We start from the raw sequence: 20,914 nt of genomic DNA, 5'->3' as shown, positions 1-20,914 counted from the left end.
TTTCTGAAAAAAAGTGACTGCTTATTAGCAATCATTGATTTTGACAGCAGTCCACGGGCAGCAAGGCTTGGTTTACCAAGTTAAGCTTACAGCCAAGCGAAACTATGCTAAAATGTAGTAAGCTTTGCTATTTTAGCAAGTGGGTTTTTCAAGGACTAAATTATGACCAGCAACAACTCGCTGTCACAAATTCAAATCACTATTTCGCGCAGAACGTCAATAAGGAGCAGGTATTTTCGATGGGATTTTTCGATAATCTTCGTAAAAAAGAAAAAGATGTTACACCAACAAAAACAGAAACAGCCGTCACCGTTAGCGAGTCACAAACGCCAGCCAAAGCTGAACCCGTTGCCAAGCAAACTTTGCATGAACAACGGGTCACGATTGAAGACCAATTAACTGGCTTAGCCAATGACTATCGGCAATTAAAAGGTCAGCTGAAATTAAAGATTTTTGCTGAAAAGGCTGAAAAGCAACAAGGTCTTAAACAAGCCCAACAAGAACTGGAATTGTTGGCTGATCGCACCCAGCAAACAGCCGCTCAGATCAAGTCGCTAGAAGATGCTGATGATAGCGCGGCTGAGCAAGAAATTGCTGCTTTAGTTGACCAACAGCATGAGCTGCAAACTAAGATCGACCAAAGTCAGGCTCATTTAGACAGCTTACAGCGGGAATTGGACGATACGACTGAAGCGATTCGCAAAGTGATCTTAGAAATTGATCAAAATGAGAAGCAAAGTGCCGCTTTGTCGGCGGACATCAAAGCCGAAACTGATTTGCAAGAAATGTATGAGCTGATGGCTAAGCAGAAGCCAGAAGTAGATGATTTGTACCAGAAGAAGACGGTGCTGATCAGCACTCGTGAAGATTTAAATACTAAAATCACAGCACTAGCGGCCAAACGTGATCAAGCTGCCGCAGCAACGACTGCATTGCAAGAACAACAAAACAAATTAGGCCAAGACCAACGGCAAAAGGAATCCGCGTTAAACCAAGTTCAAAGCCAACGGGAGCATGAATTGACTGAGGCCAAGAATTACGCCGGTCGTTTGGAACAAGAAACTAGTCGTTCAACTCGGCGCGCAACAACGCTCCAACAAAATATCAAAGAATTACAAGATCATATTCAGACCTTATTTGATAATCAATTTTTGTTACGGCCATTAACTTTAGATAATCAGCGGCAATATGTGGTTTACACACCAGCTTTGACGCCTGACCATGCCACGGCACAGCTGGCCTTACTGCACTATTTGACCAAGCAGCTGACAGTTGTCCCAATGATTGTGACGACTGACTATCAACAAACTGGTCAACAAGAACAATTGGCCCAATTAGCCAAAGCTGATTTGCCACAATTGGAAATCACTAATCTTTACACTCAATTGCAAACTAGCGGCGAAGATACCGCCCCTCAAGTCCAATTACCTCAGAATGATAATTGGATTCAAAAGGCTGATGTTGCTAATAATTTGACTTCAATTTTCGATAAAGACCAACATCTTTTGATGACGGTTCATTTGACTCAAGGCAACATTAGTCAAATCGATTACTTCACCAATGGTAAAAAAATCAAAACCAATCTTTACAATGAAAAAGGCCAATTGTCAGCGCACTATACCTTTGACGACCACGAGCAATTAACGACGATTGATTATTACCGCCTTGATAATACAATTGTTCTCACCAAAACGTTCAGCAAAAAATCACTGGAAACCATTCAATTATTTGATGATCACGGCTTGGTAACGCATGTCTTCGCCACTGAAGATGAATTGATTACTTGGTGGTTACAAGATTTATTAGGCCGATTAGACCGCGATGTCACTTTAATTGGCAATTTAGGCGTTGATTATTATCCAACCCTCATCACGGCCTTGCCAAAATTAACCGTGATTCCGGTGTTAACTGGTTTGCCACAGCAACAAACAGAATTGGTTAAGTTATTACAAGATCATCCCCAACAAAGTCAATTCTTAGTCGGCGATCAACATGATTGGCAAATTCTGGCTGACAACACTGATCGCGATTTAGAGGTTGACGTGTTGCAAACAAGTCAATTGGCGCTGCCAAAAGATTTAACCACCACTGATTAGGTACTGGCAACCAGAACTGGTTTTAGGCAGAATGGCGGACAACTCCGTTGCGGCCGGCGGGGTGTGGAACGCTGCCGACACTGATTTAAGCCTTTGCTGCACAAAGTCTTAAATACAGGTCTTGTTCTAAGTGGCACAGCCACCAAGAACAATTTGGCGGCTGACACCCCGGCGGCCTCCACTTCGTTTTGAGTTTATTCAGGCCACTTTAGATTTGGTTGATGTTAAGGCAGTACCAGTGAAGTTAGACATCAATCGACCAGCAATCACTTGATGAAACTAACGGAATTGCGTGCTACTTTCTAGAAAAGCAAATTAATGTAAATTAATAAGCCTGTTTGACAAGAATTCTGGAATTGCACCAGAAACAGTCAAACAGACTTTTTTGCACTATTCATTTATTATGAAATTCAAATCGAGTTGAACTGTCTCACTATCATTGCCTTAAGAACTAACAATGGTGAAGTGTACTATCTCAACTCCAGACGGAATGGAGGGCGTGGTTGTCAGCCGCCAAATTTGTCTTATTGCTTTAGCAATTAGACAAAGGCTTGTATTTGAGATTGTTGCGCAGCAATAAGCTCAAATCAATGCCGGCCGCGTTCCACAACCAGCAAGCCCGGAATGCAGTCAGAACCAGTTCTGTTTAAACGCCTCCACTAGATTTCAACGATTCATATTAGTAACATTCTGAAGACGAATCTAAATCAGACCAACGCTACTTTTTCAACTCGGCTTGTAGATACTTCAACAAAACTTGGGCTTGATTATCTTGCTGATCCTTGGCACCATAGAGAAGTACCACATCACTTTGCTGCAATTGAGCTTTCACCGTTGCCACAAATTCAGCCATTGCCGGATTCGCCTTGATTTCAGCCAAGTAACGGGTTTTAAATTCGGGATATTTCGCTTCATCGTGATTGAACCACTTGCGCAATTCAGTTGATGGTGCCACATCCTTGGCCCACAAATCCAGTTGTGCTTTCACCTTAGAAATGCCACGTGGCCAAAGTCGATCGACCAAGATTCGGTATGTTCCCGCTTCTGGTTCATTTTGATAAATCCGTTGAATTTTTAACATTACTTTCACTCCTATTCCACTTAACTTCATGATAAAGGTTCGTCATTCAAATGCAAACAATCAGACAGCCCCACGCTTTAACTAGTCAGTTTTTTGAAGGTCGGTCAACCTTAGCAATTACGGCTGACTTATTAGGTAAATTATTAATCTACAACACCCCGCAAGGCCAATTAGGCGGTTATATTGTTGAGGCCGAAGCTTACTTAGGTGAAACTGACCCCGGCGCGCATGCCTATCAAGGCCGCCGTGTGCCCTCAAACGAGCCGCTATATGGCGGACCCGGCACAATTTATATTTACGCGATTCGGGGCTTTTACGCCTTTGATGTGGTCACCCAAGCAGCTGAGAATCCGCAGGGAATTTTGATCCGCGGTTTAGAACCGGCGCTTGGCTTGGCACAAATGCAACGCAATCGGCCGCAACAACCAGACTTTAATTTAACTAGCGGCCCTGGTAAATTAATGCAAGCCTTGAACATTACTGACACCAAACTGAATCAGCTTGATTTCGATCACAGTCCCCTACAAATCATTGACGATCAAGCTCGGGTGCCTGCCACAATCAACTACAGTCCCAGAATTGGGGTGCGAACAAGTGCTGATTGGTCTGATCACTATCGGGCTTATGTGGCCGGGAATCCGTTTGTTTCGAAAATGCGCAAGCGTGACTATGATCTCGAGCATTTTGGTTGGCAGCCGGCGCTTTGACGATTTGTTATTTAGTAATATTTTATAGATACAATAATTAATCGCAAAGAGACACGAGAAATTACTTTATTTATAATAATTATTCATTGCGAGCAATCTAAATAAGTGTTATATTAATCCGTGGGGAAGCGTCAAGGTTAGCTGAGTTGTCTCAGTCTAAACTCCACGCATTAATGACAAAATTATTGGAGGGAATCTTAATTGATTCCCTCTATTTATTTGCACAATTTGTTTAATCAAATTTTCATTAATGTCCTCGAATCCAGTTAAGGAAATGAGTTAATTGGCACCACCAATCAGAAATACAACTAATGGGGAGATTAGCTTTCTGATTTAATTTCATGTATTGTGCTTCAAAATTATTGCTTACTGAGGGGTAAGTCGCGTCGCCTAAATCTTTTAGGGAGAAGATTTAGTAGCCAATAATTTCACCAATTAACGCTTTTTTAAGCGCACAAAGGGAGCACAATACATTGAAAACTAGCAAAAAATTTCAAACAATCACTTTATTAATTACCAGTGTCGGTTTATTAACAGCTTTGGCGGTCAAACCAGCTGTTACGAAAATTGATGCCCAAGCTGATCCAGATAGTACTGTTTTATTAACAGCCAAGAAACAAATTGCTTATCAGAAAACTTCAAATGACAAACTAGTTCAAAGTAAAGCCAGCGCCATTGAACAACAAGCTGCAATTAAAAAAGCTGAAGCTAAGGCCGCTGCTGAAGCTGCTGCCCAAACCGCAGCTAAGACGCATGCTGCTACTGAAACTGCTGCAACTGCAACGACCACTAGCCAAGCTGCTACAACAGCTAACAACAATAATAACGCCGCTGCTAGTGCCACAACTGAGCCAACAACGACTGCTGCTACAACGCAAACTGCTGCCCAAACCACAGCAACTGCCACTGCAACAAGTCAAACAACGACTCAACCAACTAGTGGCTTAAATATTGCCGGTCAGCATTTTGCCATTGGTGGTTCATTCACGGCTACTTCTGGTAATGAAACTGTCCCAACTGATACGGTTTATCGTTGGTCCGTTATTCCGTCAGTGATCTTAGTTGATGCTGGTTACGGTGCTGCTCATAATGCCGTTGTTAGTTTAGGCACTGGTAGCAGTGTCACTATCGATGGTCAACAATTGTCAGTTTCAGGTATTTACCAAGAAGACTGGTCATCATTAAACGGCAATATTGGTGGTACTATGAGTTTGATGAAGCAACACCGGGCTGTTATCCAAACTTGCATGTCAGCCAGTGACAATCCTTTGATTCGGTTAACTTTCTTGGATTAATTTATTGGAACCATGCAGTTGTTAAAACCAAGTTCAAAACCGTTAAGGCCTAGCGAAGGTGTACAAACTGAATTGTGTCTGACTGCATTTCGGGCTTGCTGGTTGTGGAACGCTGCCGGCATCGATTTGAACCAATTAAAGACCAAATTGTTTCAAATACGAGCCTTTGTCTAATTGCTAAAGCAATAAGACAAATTTGGCGGCTGACAACCACGCCCTCCATTCCGTCTGAAGTTAAGTCAGTACACTTCAAATTTGTTAGTGCTTGAGGCAATTGCAGTGGGACTAATCAACTCGAGTCAAATTGTTATCGCAACTGAATAGTAATCAATAATGAAAAGTCTGTTTGACAATTTCTGGTTTAATTTCAGAAAACTTGTCAAGCAGGCTTATTAATTTGTTTCAATTTATTTTTCTAACCAGTGTTGCTCAATCTCGTTAGTTTCACCGGATGGTTGCTGAGAGATTGGCATCAAACTCAACAGGTATTGCCTTGATATCGACCAAATCTAGAATGGACTAACCTAGCTCAAAACGAAGTGGAGGCCGCCGGGGTGTCAGTCGCCAAATTCTTCTTGCCGCTTCGGCGGTTAGAAGAAGACCTGTATTTGAGCTTATTGTTGCGTCAGCAATAAGCTCAAATCAGCGTCCGCCGCGTTCCACAACCCAACCGCCGCAACGGAGTTCTCCACTATTCTGCCAAAAGCCAACTACAGCTTCAAATCAACGCCACCGCTGTCCAGCCGCAAATTAACTTTTTTTGTAAAAATTTCTGGACAGTTCCGTGCATAGCACAACTTGACAGATAGACGAGAAAAACGTTATGGCCTGTGTTAAGATGTAAGGGGAAAAAGATTTATTTATAAATGGAGGTTTTTTCATGTCCGAACAAAACATTGAACGCGCATGTACGACAATTTTAGTCGGTAAGAATGCCAGCATTGACGGTTCAGTAATGATTGCCCGCAATGATGACACTTTTCACGCTGTTGCACCACATCGTTTCTATATGCACCCTGCTGTCCACGGTGAGAAAGGCCGCATTTTAAAGTCATATTTAAATGGCTTCCAAATGGAATTGCCTGAAAATGGCTACCGTTATCCAGCTGTTCCTAATGTTGATTACAAAACTTTAGGCTACTATGACGAAAGTGGGATCAACGAAAAGAACGTCGCTATGAGTTGTACTGAAAGTACCTATGGTAACGAACGGACTTTAGCTTTCGACCCGCTTGTTAAAGACGGTCTTGATGAAGATTGCATGCAAACTGCTGTCTTGCCATATATTGACTCGGCTAAAGATGGGGTTAAATATTTAGGTTCATTGATCAAGCGTTTCGGTTCACCTGCTGGTAACTCGGTCTTGTTTGGTGATAAAGATGATGTTTGGTACATGGAAATCGTTACTGGTCATCATTGGGTTGCCCAACGTATTCCTGACGACGCTTATGTGATTGCTGCTAACCAAGTTGCGATTCAACAAGTCGACTTTAGCGATACTGACAACTTCATGTGGTCTGAAGGCATTCAAGAATTCGTTGAAGAACATCATTTGAATGTTGATCAAGCTGGCTGGAACTTCCGTCACATTTTCGGTTCATCTAATGAAAAAGATCGTCACTATAACACCCCACGTGTTTGGTACGGCCAACATATCCTGAACCCTGAAATCGAACAAGATCCTGAAAGCAGTGAATTACCATTTATCTGCCGGACTAGCCACAAGATTTCCCCTGATGATATTGAATATATCTTAGGCTCACACTACAACGAAACTAAATTCGATCCATTAAGCAAGGGCAATGAAGATACTAAATATCGTTATCGTCCAATTGGCTTAAACCGGACCCAAAACTCACATATTTTACAATTACGGAATGACGTCCCTGAAGAATTCTCTGCCGTAATGTGGTTAGCAATTGGTTACCCAACTTTCACGCCATACATTCCATTCTTCACTAACGCCACTGACACTGACCCATCATTCAACAACACTTCATTGACTTACAATTTCGATGACGCTCATTGGTTGTATCGGTCATTATCAGTCTTAGTTGAATCTAACTACAAGCATTTCGTTCAAGACGATTTAGACTACTTGAAGGAATGCCGTCAAGAATTACGGGCTCAAGTTGCTAAAATTGATGCTGAAGCTAAGAACTATTCTGGCGAAGCCTTAACTGACTTCTTAACTAAGCAAAACTACGAAACTGTTAAATTAATGCGCGACAAGGCCACTGATTTCATGGGCCGTTTGTACACGAAGGGCATTACTTTATCAAACCTGACTTTCAACATGGATCGTAATCTGTAATTCCAGACTGATTAGGTTCTCAATCAAGAATCATAGCTGTTAATAAATCTGGCTGTGCAAAAAAATCGCGTTGACGCTAAATTGTCAACGCGATTTTTTGTAGTTTAATTGGATTTGTTCTCAATATAATGTCCGGCCTATAATCCAGCGAAGTGTTTGAAACAGAATAGCGTTTGACTGCATTGCGGGCTGCTTGTCGTGGAACGCGGCCGACACTGATCTGAGCCAATTACAGAACAAATTGTCTCAGATGCAGGTCTTATTGTAAGTGCTAAAGCACCAACAATAATTTGGCGGCTGACGACAAGATCCCTCCATTCCGTTTGAAGTTGAGTTAGTTCACTTCAACTTTGTTGGTTGTTAAGGCAATTGTAGTGGGAGTGATCAACTTGATTTGAATTGTTATCATACTTGAATAGTAGTATCAAAAAAGCCCGTTTGACGTTTCTCTGGTTTTATCCAGAAAGGTTGTCAAACGAGCTCATTAGTTTATAACGATATGTTTTTCTAAATAGTGGTAATCAGTTTTGTTAGTTTCATCAGGTGGTTGCTGGGCGATTGGCGCCTAGCTTTGCCAGTGCTGCCTTGCTATCTATTAAATCTCAAGTGGTCCAGCCTGGCTCAAAACGCAGTGAAGGCCGCCGGGTTGTCAGCCGCGAAATTATCCTTGGCGATTTATCGCTTAGGATAAGGCTTGTATTTAAGATTTTGCGCAGCAAAAGCTTAAATCAATGCCCGCAGCGTTCCACAACCCGCCGGCCGTAACGGAGTTGTCCACTACTCTGCCTAAAACTAGTTTGACATCAAATCGCCCAGCAACCACCTGCCTCAATTGGGGAAGACCTGACACTATTTCTGTTTTAACCACAGCCTATGAAACTCACTAAGTTCACCACGCCTTTTTATGCTATGATAATTATATTAACCTCGGAGGTGACACCATGCCGAAAAAACAACGTCGTGACTATTTAATCATGGTCCTGATTGCCGTCGCGTTTTTTGCAATTTATTTTTGGGCAGCGCAATTTTGGCAAAATAATCGCTGGCTCTCAATTGTGGCCATGCTTGTTTTGATTTTTATTATTAGCTTGTGGCAGCGGGTTCGGTTACAACAGCAACGTGAAAAAGTTAAGCGGGTCCTGAACGCTGAAAATCTTACTTTGGGCCAACTGGCAACTGCCGCTGGTTTAGATAAAATCGAATTAAAGGGCTTCATCGAAAATGGTGCACTGCCCACACCGCAACGTTATCGTTTGGAAGAATTTCTGGAGCAACGTTTTCCAAAAGATTAGTCAATTACTGCTGACATCACAAAAAGACATCCAACCTAGAAGCCAACTGGTTGTGATGTCTTTTTTATTTTACTATTCTTATTAAATTACTTGGGGTTAGTAATGTCCCGCATCATTTCTTGACGTTGGGCATCAGAACGGACCACAATTACTGAACATGGCGCATAACGGGTGATATAAGCCGCTTGAGTCCCAATTGTCTTCCGATGACCAGGTTTAGTTTCTGAACCGATCACGAGTAAATCTGGCTTAAATGGCGGAATCACTTTTTCAACAATTTCATGGCCAGGATTACCCTCGCTTAGAAATGGCTGCACGTCCATTACCCCAAATTCACGGGCTTTCTCACAATAAGTGTTCAAATCGCGAGAAATTTCTTGACGGCGCTTGCTCAAAACATCTGGCGACAAGGATTGAAAAATATTCAAATCCCCAGTCTCCAATACCATCGCTACGCCAAGAGGAATATTGTAGATCTTAGCTACAGTACAAGCATAATCAAAAGCCCGCCGTGACGAAACAAAATCGTCGTCATCAACGGCAATCATTATTCGCGAATAATGCATCGTTGAAACCTGGTAATGCTCTAAATCTTCCATCTCACTCACCTCTGGCTCCAGTATACTACAATTCATTTTGGAAAGGGTCCGCGAACTAGACCGGCTCTTTAAAAATGAGTGGAAAAAAGGCGGTTCAGTTAAAAGGATGACACAACAAAGCGTCAAAACATGATGGTGTTAAGACAGAACTGGTTTTGACTGCATTCCGGGCTGCTTGGCGTGGAACGCTGCCGGCATTGATTTGAGCTTATTGCTACGCAACAATCTCAAATACAAGCCTTATCGTAAGTGCTAAAGCACCAACGATAATTTGGCGGCTGACGCCAAGATCCCTCCATTCCGTCTGGAGTTGAATTAGTTCACTTCATCTTTATTAGGGCTTAAGGCAGTGATAGCAGGATTCAGTGGCTCAATTTAATCAGTAATAGTAGTTGAACAGTAACCAAAAAAACGATGTGACAACCTCATTCTGATTAGAGATTGTCACACCGCTTTTGTTTTACCACAATCTGGTTCGGCCAAATAGTGGTGCTCAGTTTTGCAAGTTTAGCACAGGCAGGGGACCAGCGATTGGCGTCAATGGTGAAATTATTCTTAGCAATTTATTGCTTAGAATAAGGCTTGTATTTGAGATTGTTGCGCTAGCAATAAGCTCAAATCAACGCCCACCATGTTCCACGCCCTCTAAATCGCTGGGCCCCTGCCGCTTTCAACTAAGGAGCGACTAGGAGATACGTTCCACGCCACTCAAATTGCACCGGCTACTTAAAATCGCGGCCCTTGTTGACTTGGTAGTATTGGGCGAAGCGTTTGACGTAATTATGATCCATGTAGGCCAGCAATAGACGCCGCTTCAAATTCAAATCTTGATGGAAGTATAGCGTATTGCCCCAACGTTCTTGGCGAATTAATTCAAGTGCGGCTGTTTTGGCATCATTATCAACAGCATACTTTTTGAAAGTCTTGACCGCTACGCCTAACCATAATTTATGTTGGGCTTTGTTTTTGTTGCCATAAACCGTGGCTTCTTGGTCCAAGTCATCCAAAACATAATCACGCACATAATATTGGGCTAAATTATAGCCGTTTAAAGTCACGTAAAAGCTACTGCGGCCCTGGCGTAAATTGATTTCGAAGAATTTGAATTGCTGATCACGACTATCATATTTCAAATCAAAATTAGCAAAGCCAGTGTAATTAATTTCTTCAAGGAATTTCTGCACAGTTTCATACATGGTTTGGTCGTAATCAGGCATGATAGCCACGTAATTACCGATTGCTTGTGGCGTTGGGTCTTCTAATAAAGGATGGCCTAAACACATCATTTTGACATGGTGATGTTGATCAACATAAGCGTTCAGCACGCGCATATTGGAATCATCCCCAGGAATAAAGTCCTGCAAAATTAAATGCGAAGTATAGCCATTGTCGTAAATTTTACCAACGATGTCGCGGAACTCAGTCTCAGAATGAATGGTAAAGGCCTTCTTACGACCTTCGAAATGAATATCAAGCCATTCAACACTGTTGGCTGGCTTTAAAGCGACTGGATAAGTAAACGGTTGGTTTAAATTGCCAGCCGTGTAATCATCTTTAGTAATAATCTGGGTCTTAGGATGTGGTAAATGATGCTCTTCAGCAATTTCATAGAAACGTTCTTTATTGTTTAACTGCTTAAGTAAATCGTAATCAACATAAGGGCACACAAAAGTCTGGCTCAGCTCATCCTTGTGCTTAGCAATCAGTTCTGTATAGCCATCACTACAAGAAACCAGAATAACTGGTTCAGCATGGTCCTGATAAACTTTGGCAAGTTTACGCATTTCCGTAATAAATACAGGATCTTCATTAAATCCTGGGCGTAAATCAATATCAATAATTTTACTATAACGTGTCGGCGCAAATTGAACGCCGGCAACCGCTTTCACCTTTTTACCATATTGCTCATAAAAAGATCGTGCCATACCATAAACATTAATGTCACTGCCTAAAAGAAGCGGCGTAAATTTTGGCGTTGTCAATATTTCACACTTCATTTCATTAAATTTGGAATTAGAAAACTGTATCAATTACTCATTTTACTATAAATTCTTCTTAAAGTGAAACTTTTCAGAAAGTGTGCGAGGTGCTGGGAAAACCGCGTCGTGTAATTTCAATAATGGACGCAGAATTGATTAAGTCGTTCCCTAATTGAGTGACGGCAGGGGCCCAGCGATTTTTCGGGCGTGGAACGCCGTGGCCGTCGATTGAAGCCAATTTAAAAATCAAATTGTCTCCAATACGAGGCTTTGATTAACCGCTAAAGCGGCAAGTCAAATTTCACAGCTGACGCCAATCGCTGTACCCCTGCCTAGATTATATAAATTAATCCAGCACCACTGTTAGAAAACAAGATTGTCGTCAACTAATATAGCACCAGCTTAAATAAGTTAAGTTATCCCACTACAATTGCCTTAACCACTAACAGTTATAAAGTGAACTAAATTAACTTCAAACGGAATGGAGGGACCTTGTCGTCAGCCGCTAAATTATTCTTAACGATTTATCGTTTAGAATAAGACTCGTATTTGAGATTGTTGCGGAGCAATAAGCTCAAATCGATGTCGGCAGCGTTCCACGACAAGCAGCCCGCAATGGCGTCAAACCTAGTTTTGTTTCAACTCATTTACTACATCTCAGCCTTGGGTTGTATCATTGTTAAGATAAACCTACGCCAAAAGTACGTCGTCCCTTACACTCTGCTTACCAAATCAGCGTTTTCAGGGTATACTAGTAGTGAGATTATAATTTTATTTGGAGGTTTACACATGGCAGAGACAACTGGTTCTGAACAAGTCGTCAGTGATGAGGTTGGACGGGCATTTTTAGCGTTTTATTTGGATATTTTCAAAAGTCATGAAATGGATTTATTAACCCTTTTTGATGAAAAGAACCAAATTCCGGAAGTGAATCACTTTCTGACTTTGGCACCACACACTAAGAAAGATGACGTTTTACAAGAATTATTGGAAAATCGTCGGCCTGAATTAACTGACCTTTTGAAAAACATCATTGCTAAATACCCTGACGTTGCAACAATGAAAACACCTGCGGCCTGGCATAATTGGTACACAGAAACTTTGGACCAAGTTGCCCAACGGACTTCACGCGATTAGTTCTCCTTCTTTTGGACGAGAAAAATCAGCCTTGAGGTCAATTGAAGAAAGCGCCTTTTCTTTAGATAATATGTAGTAAACATGGAGGCTTGCAAATGGATAATTTAGTGAAAAATATTAAACGTAATATGTGGCTGCGTGGCTTAGTTTTTATTCTTTTCGGCCTATTAGTTGCCATTAAACCAAACCTGATGATCAACTTGGTCATCAAATTATCAGCTGGATTCTTACTGGTAATGGGGATCATTAACTTTGTCAGTGGCATTCGCGAGAAAAACAGCGGCGAGTCAATGAACGGTGGTATGATCGTCGGAATCATTGAAGCAGTTGCCGCAATTTTCGTTTGGATTTTTGCTCGGGCACTGCTCAATATGATTCCTTTCGTATTAGGGATTATTCTCTTAGTTCACGGCATCAACTTCTTGATTCAAGTTCATGGTCATCGCAAATATGTTAATGTCAGCACTTTGCCAAGTTACATTTATGGCATCTTGATTCTGATTGCAGCAATTGTCATGATCGTCAACCCCTTCTCCAGCGTGATCATTTTGTTCCGGGTCTTCGGCTGGTTGTTAGTCGTTATGGGCTTGATCGAAATCTTTGGTACCCGAATTTTCAATTAATGCGTTGCTAGTCAAAAAAACGGTGTGACGACTCTATCTCAATAGAGTTTGTCACACCGTTTTTCGTATCACCAGAATCTGGTTCAACCAAGTAGTGGCCGATCAGTTCCATTAGTTTCATCAGGTAGTTGTCGGGCGATTGTCATCTATTCTGTTCAAAACCTGTTTGAATTCAAATCGGCGACCACAGCGTTCCGAATTAGAGAATACTTGGCACCTAATCATGATACTTATTCAGTTCCTGGTTGGTCTCAGGCAGGAACACGGCTTTCTCCAATTGATTCGCAGTCAGCTTCAACTGATTATAGTCACCCGCATAATTACTCATCAGTAAAATGGCGGATTGGCCATCTTTACTGACATGAATCGTCGAGCCGAAATAAACACCGGCGCCATTGGAAATTTTAGATTGCGGATGATTGTAGAAACCACCACCGTAATTGCCTGAAAAAAGAACATTCGCGTCGGCCTTACTGATCAAGGTGCCATCTAGCATACTACGAACCGTTAGATAAAAATCGCCAACACTCATAAACATTTGGCCAGTTCCCAGTTCATAATGCTGCGTGTCCGGATTCAAAATTAAACTTTTCTGATAAGGCATCCCTACTTTGCCGTTATATGAAGTGGCGCCTAAATCATAATCAGTTAACTCATAACTAAAAGCTGTTTGTTCCAATTTAAGCCGCTTGACGATATTTTTCATAACTAAATCATGATAACTTTTCTTGGTGACCTTCTCTAAAATACCAACTAGCAGCACATAATTAACAGCTTGGTAGTTCCATTTATTGTAGGAATTATTGTTAAATTGTAGCCGTTCAATGTCATTAGCAATCGTGACTTCATCACTGACATAGGGCCCTTCACCCATGGAAGTCATCGTCAAACCTGAAGTCATGTTGAGCATTTGTCGAATCGTAATTGACCGACTATAGGCCGCTTCCGGATAATATTTCGAAAGTGGATCAGATAATTTAATTTTCCCGGCGACCACTTGCTGCATGACCAAAGTACCGGTGATCGATTTTTGCATGGAATTAATATTGTAGGTCGTATCCAAGCCATTCTTACGGCCAGTATTGGCATCGGCATAGCCATTGGACCAGACGGCAACGATTTGACCGTGCTTGGCAATCACGCCGGTACCAATGAAATTAATATTGCGTAAACTGGTTGCCAATTTGGTTTGCAGTTCCGGATTGATCGTTCCCATAATATCGGGACTTAATTGATGGCGATTGGCCTTAGTGTCGATTTTTGGTGCGCTACTTGAATTTGCTGCCGCTTGAGAAGATTGACGTGCCTGAGAGACGGTCAATTGGCTTTCATTAGCCTTTTTGATTGCGTATTGACGACCTGTCGTCCAACTAACCGCCAATAAAAACAAGGTCAGAAAAATCACGATGCCAATTAACGTCTTCCTAGTTTGCTTTTCACGCCACTTCATCTACGAAACCACCCTTAATTTCCACCATTGAGCAAGACCATTGTATCCAGTTCACTAGCGACACTCTTCATTTGATTATAATTATTAATAAAATTAGATAACAGCACAATTGCCGCTTGGCCGTTACTGTTAACATGCACTGTCGAGCCAAAATTCACCCCAGCACCATTAGCTAACTTGATGCCATTGGTGGCATTATACATCCCGCCGCCATAACTACCACTAAATAACTGCGCCGCACTGGTAGTTGAAATCAGCGTCCCATTCAGCGCACTGCGCATGAACAAATAGAAATCTGGCGCCGACATATAAAGTTGACCCGTGCCCAATTCTGAATGTTGCTGATTAACATCAAGTGGCACTGCTTGTGCGTATGGTGCTGTTAAAGGGCCACTATAGCCCAAGGGCACATTGGTAGCACCTAATAAATCATAGCCAAATACAGTATGAGTTAAATTGAGCTTTTCTGCAATATTTCGTGTAAATATTTCGCGATAAGTTTGACCAGTTACTTTTTCTAAAATACCTGCAAGTAACACATAATTGATTGGCTGATAATTCCATTTGTTATACCAATTAGCCTGATATTGAAGCTGCGCAATATCATTTGTGATCGTGGTCTGATCATTAACATAGGTCCCAGCGGCTAAACCCGCATCTGTTAAGCCAGAAGTCATCGCCAATAACTGCTGAATCGTAATATTGCGACTGTTGGTCACATCTGGATAAAATTCTGCCAATGAATCGGTTAAGCTCAAACGTCCCTGTTCGATTTGCTGCATCACCAGGACCGCCGTAATACTCTTTTGCATTGAATTAATATTATAAATCGTATCAAGCGTGTTGCTTTGCTTGGTCTGGGCATTAGCATCACCACTGGTCCAAGTAGCGACGATCTGACCGTTTTGAGCAATGATTCCCGTGCCAATAAAACCAATATTCTGCAGGCGGGTCACTAGTTGATTCTGGAGTTGTTGATTGGTGGTCCCTATGAGGTTGATTTCCATACTCGATTGCTTCGTTGCCTTATGCGTCAGCTTAGTTGTTGAAGCAACGCGCTGACTTTTAGCCGGTTGAACATCACTCGCCCGACTAAATTTATTCCGACGCATAATGACGGTACCAATTAAGGCCACTACTAATACGGTTAACACAACTGTGACCCATTTAAATTGTTGCTTTCTTCGTTTCATCATGATTACCTCAAACTACTAAACGGGGGGATTACAGTGATTAAACTATTCCAGCGTGACAATTATAAACCTTCACTTCGAAACAAACGGCATAAAACCTAGATTCAGATTTTATGCCGTTGTTTTTTTGACTTATTTATTCTGGGTGTGTCTGACTTGGCTAGTTCAAGGACCGTTCCCAAGTCTTTGTAAAATAATAATTGTTAATGTGATAAGTTGGCTTCTGCTGCTTCTCAGTTAAGAATGGCTTAACTGATTCATCCATCCGCAACCAACCACGCCAACCTAAATGAATTGTATCTTCCATGTAGTAATCTTGATTACCATCAGCCGACAAATCAATAATGTGATTGAAGCCTTGGCTCGTTAATTGTTTCTTAATTTTAGCGGTGGTTTCACGCCACATTGGCATTGATAAACCAGTGTAATTGGTCCACTTCTGGTTGATTGGTGGTAAGACAAATTGGACATCAACGTTCTCAGCCGCAAACTGTTGCAGAACTAATTGGAAATCACCATATTCTGGTGAGCGCCGATAATCAATGTGACTTTGACTATTAGCCAAGTTCTTAACTGCTTTACCACGTAAACGCTGATTATAGAAACTATTTTTAATGCCAAATTGGTTGTTCGTCGTATTTTCTTGACCTAATTTGGTTGCCAGCTGCATTAATTCGCGATCATTGTCAGTCGCTGGTAATTGCTTACCGGCTTTGACAATTTTTTGCAAATTATTGTCCAAACGAATGCTTGAGAAGAACGCATCTTCATTCCGAAGAATTCGTTGCCGACCACTTAGCCAGATCCGATCAAGGCCACTAATCTTCTGACCAGCCGCAATTTTCTCAATTGCCGACGTAATCATTGGACTAGCTTGGCCAGAAGGCATCGCTAACAAGCGTCGCGCCGCATAACGAGTAGCTACACTATCTTTCGCATTTAAGACCCAATCAATCGCTTGCAATGGTGAGTAATAGTAACCGAATGCATCAGGCCGTTGCCCACCTTTGGTAAACCATTGTGGCGAAATAATGAAGACCACTTTTTTATTACGAATCGCCGGCTTCATTTCTTGCAAAGTGAAGAAATGATTTAACGACTGACTACCAGGACCACCTAACAACAAAGTTTGGTAGTCGCGCTGATATTTCTCGGCCAGCACTGAAGGATGCAAAGGATCCATCCGTGAAAGTTCTGACGAACCAATAAAAGGCACGTAATTTTCTTTGAGGGCGATATCTTTGATTTGTTCACCGCGGTAAACATTGGTTGACATCGAAACCGCTGCTTTTTTGACAGCATGTTTATTCGGCGTCAGTCCTTGCCAAGGGATTAAGAAAATCACTAGCGCTGCGACAATGGCAATGAGGACTGGTCCAAAAATCTGCCAGAGCTTCTTGCCATTTGTCATTTGTAACTCGCTACTTTCGTGACGATTTTATTTGGTGTATCCCATTCATTCCGATCAAATTCAGAAACTGGCACATCAATATCTAATTGATCTTGCAAATCAAGTAATAATTGAACCGTTGCCATGGAATCAAGTAAGCCATTGGCAAAAATGTTCTCATCCATCTTGTCACTCAAATCTTCACCAGTTAAATCTTTTAAAATTGAAAGTACTTTTTGTTCATCAGACATCTTAAATCCTACCCTTCTATTTATGAGAGTGTGAGGGGCGACGTACTTTTGGCGTAGCCTAATTTCAAATAATTGATTGAGCGGTGCAACCGATCGAGCAATTATTTAAATTAGGCCTAGCCATTTGTCGACCCGAACACGTTTTAACAGAGTGTGAGGGCTGGTGTCTTTTTGGCGTAGTACAATTTCAAATATTTGCATGAGCTGGTGCAACCAGATCGTGTGAATATTTAAATTGTACCTAGCCATTTACCAGCCCGAACACTTTTATTGAGAGTGTGAGGGGTTGCGGGAGGCAGCGTAGCGTAACTTCAATTATTTGATTGAGCGGTGCAACCGATCGAGCAAATAATTAAGTTAGGCCTAGCTGACTGCAACTCCGAACACGTTTCAACTACCTAAATCCAAACCCAACTCCTAATGGAACCAGAGTTTATCCAAGAAACCTGAGAAAATCAAGAAACTAAAGCAGACAACATTGAATGTAATGAAAATGCTGAGATACTTGGTAAATGTATTGCTAGGAATCTTATCTTGGTGCTTCTTCTTAAAGCGTAACCAGATGTCGTTGATAATAATCGCAAAGGCATGGAACAAGCCATAAACGATGTAATACCAAGTCAAGCCATGCCAGAAACCCATGATCAAGAAATTCACCAGATAAGCTAGCTGTGAAATCCGAACCCGATTCTTGATCCAGCGCTTCTTCATAATCCAAAAAGTGAAACGCATAAAGATAAAGTCACGGAACCAGAAAGACAAGGTCATATGCCAGCGATTCCAGAAGTCCTTAATATTATGGGCTTGGAAAGGCCGATTGAAGTTGATTGGTGTGTGAATGCCCATGAAATAACTAATCCCAATGGCAAACACACTATAACCAGCAAAATCAAAGAACAGATATAAACTGTAATCATACATATAACCAATCAGTGGCCACGAAAGACCTAAACCACCGAAAGCACCACGTTGTTGCATTGCTAAATGGGAAAGCTGTGGTAGTAAAACTGTCCCAAAGATATAGCCTAAAATATATTTATAAAGAAAACCTTGGAATAAATAATGAACGGCTTTCTTCAGATCTTCAATATAGGCACTGCGATCAGGTATGTTATCGTAATCGTCTTTGAAACGCCGATACCGATCAATTGGGCCTGACGAAATTGTTGGGAAGAATAGCAAGAAATGCAGATACAATTTCCAATCAAGATCTTTAATTGTCCCGTCACGCAATTCCATGATTACTTGCACGGTCTTAAAGGTTAAATAGCTGATCCCTAAGAAACCAACCGTGATGCCATGGGCAAAAGCCGGTGTTGCTTTAACAATCGCCAAGGGAATGATTGCCAGAATAACTGCAATAACAAACACATGGGTTTTATTTGCCCGCCCCGTTTTACCACGATAATGCGCATAAATCATGGTGAGAAGTAATTGGTAAATAATGTAACCAATTAACGTGACACCCTGCTCCCATTTATCACCACCAAAGGTTAGGAGCAAAAAGACTAGTGTGAAAATTGTTTCGTAAACTTTCAGTCGCTTGCCATGATACAACCCAATAATTATTGGCAACAAGGCCAGCAGTAGGAGGATGAAATAACTCGGACTACTATAAGGTTGTAAGTTAATCACCAGCATTGACCTCCTGAATCAAGGACTTGATATCAACTTTGCCATTGGCCGACAATGGTAATTCCGTTCGGAAAACAAACCGTTGTGGCATCATGTAAGGCATGATATGCAAAGCTAAATCAGTTTTGATTTGTTCAGTCAAAGCAGTTTCGTCAACGTTAGCCTTTTGTCGCGGTACGACTAAGGCAATTAGTTGCGTCACCTTATGGCCAGAATTGTAACGAGGAACAATGGCCCCTTGGTCAACAATTTCTTGTTGTTTCAAGAAGAAGTTTAATTCTTCCAATTCAATTCGATAACCATTAAATTTGATTTGGAAATCCTTGCGTCCTCGATAGAATAACAAGCCGGCTTCATTGAAGTAACCTAAGTCACCACTGGCATAACTTGGCCAAGCGCCACTTTGTTGGAAAACTTCATGAGTTTTTTCAGGCAAGTTGAGATAGCCTTTCGAAACACTTGGGCCACTGATGATGATCTCGCCTTGTTGCTTGTCAGCATCAGCACTTTCCGTATCAGTTGTGTCGATCCAAATGTCAGTATCGGATTTCACATAACCAATTGGTAAGCGATCGTAGCGAGCCAGAATTTCCTTCGTAATTTCAACACCAGTCACAGCAACTGTTGTTTCAGTTGGACCATAAGTGTTGTAAATATGTGACTTAGGGAAAAGCTTCTTCAAGTTAGCAGCAGTCTTATGACTTAACTCCTCACCGCAGAACAAGAAGGTAACTAAGTTAGGATAATTCTCGCCATTAAAGTCAGGAGATAATAAACAAATTTCAACTAATGATGGTGTCGAAATCCAAATATTTAAATCCATCTTTGGCAAAGTGGTAAATAACGCTTTGAAGTTTTCAGTAACTTCTTTTGGTAAAACCTTTAAAGTGCCGCCAGTTACTAAAGTTGGATACAAGCCCATGACTGACAAGTCAAAGGAATATGGTGCTTGGGCCAAAACATTGGCACCCTTTGGAAAATAGAAATCAGCTAATTGCCAGTTAACAAAACTGAGTAAGTTACGATGGCTAATTTGCACACCCTTAGGTTTACCAGTCGTTCCTGACGTGAAGATAATATAGAAATCATCATCCATGCCGACGTAATTAGTGGTTGCTAAGCGATGGTCTTCTTGATAAATCGCATGTAATTGATCTTTATCCAAGACTTTAATGTTATCTAGCTCAACTGGTAAATCATCAACGGCAATGACCAATGGTGGTTGTGCCACGTCTTGAATCATTAACAAACGATCTTCAGATGAATGGTCATCAACTGGAATATAAGCATGACCTGCTTTTACCAGTGCTAAGAAAGCAACGACCATATCCAAGGTTTGTCCACCATACACCATGATTGGTGCCTTTTCAGGTAAGTCCAAACCCATTAAGTAGGCTGCTAATGTATCAGCTTTTTTTCTTAATTCGCCATAAGTGGCTTGTTCACCCAAGTAATCATAAGCAAAATTATTAGGATATTTCTGGCTAATATGATCAAAAGTAGTAATAATATTTTTTATCACGCTGACACCCCCTAAAACTCGTTATAGATAAAGTGACCGCCATTAACGCCACTATATTCATACAAGTAAATCAAAATAAAGATAATTGCAAAATAGAATAATGTTCTGAGAATAAAGCGGCCAACTTGGTTCTTCTTTTGCTGCTTCTCTTGCTTGCCGTTTGTCATCAAAATACCCCCTTCAAGTAATCATTCAACTTTTGTCATCCCCCCAGATGAGCTAGTTGAATGTTAATATCGGTTGAAAGCCCTGTCTGGCGCTGTCTAGACATGTGCTATTTTTCTCAACCTTGGTTGACTTTATCTTACAAAATTACGATTTGAAGTCAAGAATTTTGCCCCCTCATTAAA

Annotated in this window: 18 protein-coding genes; 7 read left to right on the top strand and 11 right to left on the bottom strand. The window is 41.4% G+C overall.

Annotated features, from left to right (window positions below; translation table 11 throughout):
• The first annotated feature begins 239 nt into the window (after positions 1 to 239).
• Positions 240 to 2,096 (top strand): coiled-coil domain-containing protein, encoded by a 1,857-nt coding sequence (locus tag EKM82_RS10020; RefSeq protein WP_125768839.1) that lies wholly within the window; start codon positions 240 to 242, stop codon positions 2,094 to 2,096.
• 718 nt (positions 2,097 to 2,814) lie between these two features.
• Here EKM82_RS10020 and EKM82_RS10015 read toward each other — a convergent pair.
• On the bottom strand, positions 2,815 to 3,177 hold the full coding sequence (locus EKM82_RS10015) for a DUF488 domain-containing protein (RefSeq protein WP_125768836.1): 363 nt from the start codon (positions 3,175 to 3,177) through the stop codon (positions 2,815 to 2,817).
• Positions 3,178 to 3,227: 50 nt separating this feature from the next.
• On the opposite strand from EKM82_RS10015, the gene EKM82_RS10010 reads away from it, so the two are divergent.
• Positions 3,228 to 3,884: a DNA-3-methyladenine glycosylase gene (locus EKM82_RS10010; RefSeq protein ID WP_125768833.1), complete on the top strand. Its 657-nt coding sequence runs from the start codon at positions 3,228 to 3,230 to the stop codon at positions 3,882 to 3,884.
• A gap of 473 nt (positions 3,885 to 4,357) precedes the next feature.
• On the top strand, positions 4,358 to 5,179 hold the full coding sequence (locus EKM82_RS10005) for a hypothetical protein (RefSeq protein WP_125768829.1): 822 nt from the start codon (positions 4,358 to 4,360) through the stop codon (positions 5,177 to 5,179).
• A gap of 49 nt (positions 5,180 to 5,228) precedes the next feature.
• Here EKM82_RS10005 and EKM82_RS11645 read toward each other — a convergent pair whose 3' ends face one another.
• Positions 5,229 to 5,402: a hypothetical protein gene (locus tag EKM82_RS11645; RefSeq protein ID WP_164508234.1), complete on the bottom strand. Its 174-nt coding sequence runs from the start codon at positions 5,400 to 5,402 to the stop codon at positions 5,229 to 5,231.
• A 657-nt stretch (positions 5,403 to 6,059) separates the two neighbouring features.
• On the opposite strand from EKM82_RS11645, the gene EKM82_RS10000 reads away from it, so the two are divergent.
• Together EKM82_RS10000 and EKM82_RS09995 are read left to right on the top strand one after the other, a co-directional pair.
• Positions 6,060 to 7,493, top strand: coding sequence for a C69 family dipeptidase (locus EKM82_RS10000; protein WP_125768826.1), 1,434 nt, complete (start codon positions 6,060 to 6,062; stop codon positions 7,491 to 7,493).
• 941 nt (positions 7,494 to 8,434) lie between these two features.
• Positions 8,435 to 8,785: a hypothetical protein gene (locus EKM82_RS09995; protein WP_125768823.1), complete on the top strand. Its 351-nt coding sequence runs from the start codon at positions 8,435 to 8,437 to the stop codon at positions 8,783 to 8,785.
• 86 nt (positions 8,786 to 8,871) lie between these two features.
• Here EKM82_RS09995 and EKM82_RS09990 read toward each other — a convergent pair whose 3' ends face one another.
• Together EKM82_RS09990 and EKM82_RS09985 are read right to left on the bottom strand one after the other, a co-directional pair.
• Positions 8,872 to 9,384: a universal stress protein gene (locus EKM82_RS09990; RefSeq protein WP_125768820.1), complete on the bottom strand. Its 513-nt coding sequence runs from the start codon at positions 9,382 to 9,384 to the stop codon at positions 8,872 to 8,874.
• Positions 9,385 to 10,106: 722 nt separating this feature from the next.
• Entirely contained in the window at positions 10,107 to 11,366 is a 1,260-nt protein-coding gene (locus tag EKM82_RS09985; RefSeq protein WP_164508233.1) for a carboxylate--amine ligase, read from the bottom strand.
• A 786-nt stretch (positions 11,367 to 12,152) separates the two neighbouring features.
• Between EKM82_RS09985 and EKM82_RS09980 the strand changes: the two genes are divergently transcribed.
• Entirely contained in the window at positions 12,153 to 12,500 is a 348-nt protein-coding gene (locus EKM82_RS09980) for a hypothetical protein (RefSeq protein ID WP_125768814.1), read from the top strand.
• A gap of 95 nt (positions 12,501 to 12,595) precedes the next feature.
• Complete coding sequence (locus EKM82_RS09975; RefSeq protein ID WP_125768811.1) at positions 12,596 to 13,123, top strand: HdeD family acid-resistance protein; 528 nt, start codon at positions 12,596 to 12,598, stop codon at positions 13,121 to 13,123.
• A 217-nt stretch (positions 13,124 to 13,340) separates the two neighbouring features.
• Here the strand turns inward: EKM82_RS09975 and EKM82_RS09970 are convergent, their stop codons facing one another.
• From EKM82_RS09970 to EKM82_RS09940, 7 genes are all read right to left on the bottom strand, one after another.
• A complete protein-coding gene (locus EKM82_RS09970; RefSeq protein WP_125768808.1) occupies positions 13,341 to 14,573 on the bottom strand; it encodes a serine hydrolase domain-containing protein in 1,233 nt (410 codons plus the stop codon).
• A 14-nt stretch (positions 14,574 to 14,587) separates the two neighbouring features.
• Positions 14,588 to 15,769, bottom strand: coding sequence for a serine hydrolase domain-containing protein (locus tag EKM82_RS09965; RefSeq protein WP_125768806.1), 1,182 nt, complete (start codon positions 15,767 to 15,769; stop codon positions 14,588 to 14,590).
• 157 nt (positions 15,770 to 15,926) lie between these two features.
• The gene (gene dltD / locus EKM82_RS09960; protein WP_125768803.1) at positions 15,927 to 17,177 is read right to left on the bottom strand and encodes a D-alanyl-lipoteichoic acid biosynthesis protein DltD; all 1,251 of its coding nucleotides are present in this window, start codon (positions 17,175 to 17,177) and stop codon (positions 15,927 to 15,929) included.
• Positions 17,174 to 17,407 carry a D-alanine--poly(phosphoribitol) ligase subunit DltC gene (dltC, locus tag EKM82_RS09955; protein ID WP_125768800.1) on the bottom strand — a complete coding sequence of 78 codons (234 nt, stop codon included), beginning with the start codon at positions 17,405 to 17,407 and terminating at the stop codon, positions 17,174 to 17,176. Before dltC ends, dltD begins: the two co-directional genes overlap by 4 nt.
• A gap of 417 nt (positions 17,408 to 17,824) precedes the next feature.
• On the bottom strand, positions 17,825 to 19,042 hold the full coding sequence (gene dltB, locus EKM82_RS09950) for a D-alanyl-lipoteichoic acid biosynthesis protein DltB (protein ID WP_125768797.1): 1,218 nt from the start codon (positions 19,040 to 19,042) through the stop codon (positions 17,825 to 17,827).
• Positions 19,035 to 20,564, bottom strand: coding sequence for a D-alanine--poly(phosphoribitol) ligase subunit DltA (gene dltA, locus EKM82_RS09945; protein ID WP_125768794.1), 1,530 nt, complete (start codon positions 20,562 to 20,564; stop codon positions 19,035 to 19,037). Before dltA ends, dltB begins: the two co-directional genes overlap by 8 nt.
• A gap of 11 nt (positions 20,565 to 20,575) precedes the next feature.
• Complete coding sequence (locus EKM82_RS09940; protein ID WP_125768791.1) at positions 20,576 to 20,731, bottom strand: teichoic acid D-Ala incorporation-associated protein DltX; 156 nt, start codon at positions 20,729 to 20,731, stop codon at positions 20,576 to 20,578.
• Positions 20,732 to 20,914: the final 183 nt, after the last annotated feature.

This window comes from Lapidilactobacillus wuchangensis, assembly GCF_003946645.1.
GTDB classification, from domain to species: Bacteria; Bacillota; Bacilli; order Lactobacillales; family Lactobacillaceae; genus Lapidilactobacillus; species Lapidilactobacillus wuchangensis.
The sequence above is the reverse complement of the archived record's forward strand: the minus strand, read 5'-3'. Positions and strand labels throughout refer to the sequence as shown.

What these genes read in the sequence shown, in the direction of transcription:
- EKM82_RS09975 (WP_125768811.1), top strand. Translation starts at nt 12,596, where the DNA reads ATGGATAATTTAGTGAAAAATATTAAACGTAATATGTGGCTGCGTGGC.
- EKM82_RS10010 (WP_125768833.1), top strand. Translation starts at nt 3,228, where the DNA reads ATGCAAACAATCAGACAGCCCCACGCTTTAACTAGTCAGTTTTTTGAA.
- EKM82_RS10015 (WP_125768836.1), bottom strand. Translation starts at nt 3,177, where the DNA reads ATGTTAAAAATTCAACGGATTTATCAAAATGAACCAGAAGCGGGAACA.
- EKM82_RS09990 (WP_125768820.1), bottom strand. Translation starts at nt 9,384, where the DNA reads ATGGAAGATTTAGAGCATTACCAGGTTTCAACGATGCATTATTCGCGA.
- EKM82_RS10020 (WP_125768839.1), top strand. Translation starts at nt 240, where the DNA reads ATGGGATTTTTCGATAATCTTCGTAAAAAAGAAAAAGATGTTACACCA.
- EKM82_RS09940 (WP_125768791.1), bottom strand. Translation starts at nt 20,731, where the DNA reads ATGACAAACGGCAAGCAAGAGAAGCAGCAAAAGAAGAACCAAGTTGGC.
- EKM82_RS09965 (WP_125768806.1), bottom strand. Translation starts at nt 15,769, where the DNA reads ATGATGAAACGAAGAAAGCAACAATTTAAATGGGTCACAGTTGTGTTA.
- EKM82_RS10000 (WP_125768826.1), top strand. Translation starts at nt 6,060, where the DNA reads ATGTCCGAACAAAACATTGAACGCGCATGTACGACAATTTTAGTCGGT.
- dltD (WP_125768803.1), bottom strand. Translation starts at nt 17,177, where the DNA reads ATGACAAATGGCAAGAAGCTCTGGCAGATTTTTGGACCAGTCCTCATT.
- EKM82_RS09980 (WP_125768814.1), top strand. Translation starts at nt 12,153, where the DNA reads ATGGCAGAGACAACTGGTTCTGAACAAGTCGTCAGTGATGAGGTTGGA.
- EKM82_RS09995 (WP_125768823.1), top strand. Translation starts at nt 8,435, where the DNA reads ATGCCGAAAAAACAACGTCGTGACTATTTAATCATGGTCCTGATTGCC.
- dltC (WP_125768800.1), bottom strand. Translation starts at nt 17,407, where the DNA reads ATGTCTGATGAACAAAAAGTACTTTCAATTTTAAAAGATTTAACTGGT.
- EKM82_RS09970 (WP_125768808.1), bottom strand. Translation starts at nt 14,573, where the DNA reads ATGAAGTGGCGTGAAAAGCAAACTAGGAAGACGTTAATTGGCATCGTG.
- EKM82_RS11645 (WP_164508234.1), bottom strand. Translation starts at nt 5,402, where the DNA reads ATGGAGGGCGTGGTTGTCAGCCGCCAAATTTGTCTTATTGCTTTAGCA.